Annotated in this window: 2 protein-coding genes; both read left to right on the top strand. The window is 42.8% G+C overall.

Annotation, left to right across the window (positions count from 1 at the left end):
• Positions 1 to 531 (top strand): hypothetical protein (locus LKD36_RS17355; RefSeq protein WP_308460381.1); only part of this gene is annotated, 531 nt, incomplete at its 5' end.
• 62 nt (positions 532 to 593) lie between these two features.
• Positions 594 to 2730 (top strand): hypothetical protein (locus tag LKD36_RS17350; protein WP_331465386.1); only part of this gene is annotated, 2137 nt, incomplete at its 3' end.

Below are 2730 nucleotides of genomic sequence, written 5' to 3'. Positions count from 1 at the left end.
GAGACTCTGACTGCAAACGACGAAGGAAAATATACCATTCCGGCAGCAAAGATTACCGGAACAGCACTTACCGTAAATGTAGAGAAGACAGAGAAGAGTGCACTTACCATAGATGTATCTGAATATATTGATTTGAATGGCAAGATCATGTGGCTGGTCAAAGCAGCAGGTACTGTATCCGAAGGAAAGGTACTGGCTTATGACGGCAGCGCAATGTTCTGGTCAGAGAAGTACAATGCATACAGCTTCCTCGTTGTTTCTACAAATACAGAAGAGCAGATGAAGACAGAGGCAGCAGGAAAGATTGCAGAAGCAGATGCAGAGAAGACAGAACTGGCTTATAACTTCGATGTAAACCTCAGTGGACAGGTAGATATCAACGATGCACAGCTTACATATGATATGTATAATGCAAAATACGAGGATTTTGATACCGTATCCATGCATAAGTTCCTGGAAGCTGATGTAAACGGAGACGGAATTGTAAACGTACAGGATTCTACAGCAGTTGTAACCGAGATTCTGAAATAGTCAAAAGGGATGCTCATTCCACTATGGTGGTTTGAAATAAAAGAAGGAGAGGAAAAAGAAAAATGAGAAAACGGATTTTTTCCTTTGTCTTGGCGTTGCTGATGATGTTGAGCATTATGCCCATTGGCGTTATGGCAGCAGCTGGAACATGGGATGGCACTACGGTTGCAGAACCGGCTCAGGAGGGCGGTGTGTATCAGATTGATACCGCAGAGAAACTGGCATGGTTCGCAAAACAGACGCAGACGAACGGAAACAGTGGAATATCTGCGAAATTGACAGCAGATATCAATCTGAACAATCAGAACTGGCTGGATTACATAATCGGTGGTTCTGGTGAAAATGCGGTTAAATATAGTGGAACCTTTGATGGAGATGGACATACTATCAGTGGATTTTATCTTAGCAAAGCTTTCACAACAAACAGTACATCTTATCTGGGTCTGTTTGGTTATGTAGAGTCAGGTACGGTAAAGAATCTGACTGTAGATGGAGCAATGACATTAGATATGGCAAAAGCATCCGAAGCAATCCCTGATTGCTATGCAGGAGGCGTTGTATCATATCTGATCGGAGGTACTATTGAGAACGTTATCAATGATGTAGAGATTACCATTGATAATGACACTAAAAGTTACGCAACTATGCCATGTGGTGGTGTTTCTGCCTACGCATCTTATAAAGCAGTGACAAATGCTGATAGCAGCTATACGATTGTAAATTCTATGATCAAAAACTGTGAGAATAAAGCAGACATTACCGGTGGTGGATATGCAGCAGGTATTTGTGCACGCCTTATGGATGTTTCTACTGCTGAAAATTGTAAGAATTCTGGAACAATTTATGGAAAGACGGATTACGCAGGCGGAATTTCCGGTCGTATGCAGGGCGGAATTATTGAAAGCTGCGTTAATACAGGAAGTATATCAGCCGAAATGCATGCAGGTGGAATTGCAGGCGCTTTAAATATGGTAGTAAATAAGACTACTGAAAATGCTGGTAACCGCCCTGGAATTGTGAAACACTGCTATAATTCAGGTGCGATTACTGTACGTTCAACTAAGACGACTGCTTGCTCAGGTGGAATTGCAGGCGATGCTTCCGGTAACGGATGGTATACTATACTACTTTCCAGCATCATGGAAAATTGTTACAATGCAGGAACAGTAACTTCAGATCATGATTTGAGATGGGTTGGCGCGATTGCAGGTAATTATAGCTGGATGGAAGTGGCGAATCTGTATTATCTTGACACTTCTGCCGCAGTAAGTATTGGAAATCCAACATCCTCCAGAGACAAGGCAACAGCAAAAACATCGGAGGAACTGAAATCTGCAGAGTTCCTTGCTCTTATTGGAGACGCTTTTAAGGAAGATACCGGAAATGTCAACAATGGTTATCCGATTCTTACATGGCAGCCCTCCAGCGGATCTACAGAACCGGAGGAACCGGAGGTTCCGGTAACTGAGGCATATACTATTTCTGCAGGCGAGGACAGCCAGATTAATATCGGTGAGGATGCAACGGTAACGCTGACTGTGACCAATGATAACGAAACTGCTTACAATGCATACTTCATTACTGTAGCTTATGATACTGCAAAACTGGCATACAAAGCAATTAATACAGATGCAACTGTAAAAGATGAAAATGGTACGCTGACTATCGCAGGTTATGGCGATGACAAGACCTGTGGAACGGACAACCTGGTTCTTACCTTTACTGGAAAAGCATCCGGAGATGCAGAGGTAAGTGTAACTGCAGCAAAGATTGATAAGTCCGAGAGCGCTACTGTACATGATGCACCGGATGCTACGATTGCAGCAGCATCAAAAGTAACCGTTTCTGTTGGTGGATATCAGGTTACTCTGGATGAGAATTTCGAGGGAGAATCTACCGTAATGCCGGGTGCTGATTACACCTTCACTGCAAAAGATCCGCATTATGATTATACATTTGATGCAAAGATGGGCGAAGATGCGGTAACTCCGACTGATAATGGAGACGGCACTTACAGCATCAGCAATGTTACCGGAAATCTGAATATCAAAGCAGCATCCAAGACTCCGAAGACTTATACAGTTACTGTAGAAGGCGCTGGTAAAGATGATGTAACAGCAGATAATTCTGCAACCTATGGTACTGATTATAGCTTCAAACTGACGAAAGACGACAAGTATATCTATGAGGTAACTGTTA

Origin of the sequence: Hominiventricola filiformis (genome assembly GCF_020686965.1) — a bacterium.
Classification (GTDB): domain Bacteria; phylum Bacillota; class Clostridia; order Lachnospirales; family Lachnospiraceae; genus Hominiventricola; species Hominiventricola filiformis.
This window is presented reverse-complemented; position numbering and strand designations above follow the sequence as displayed.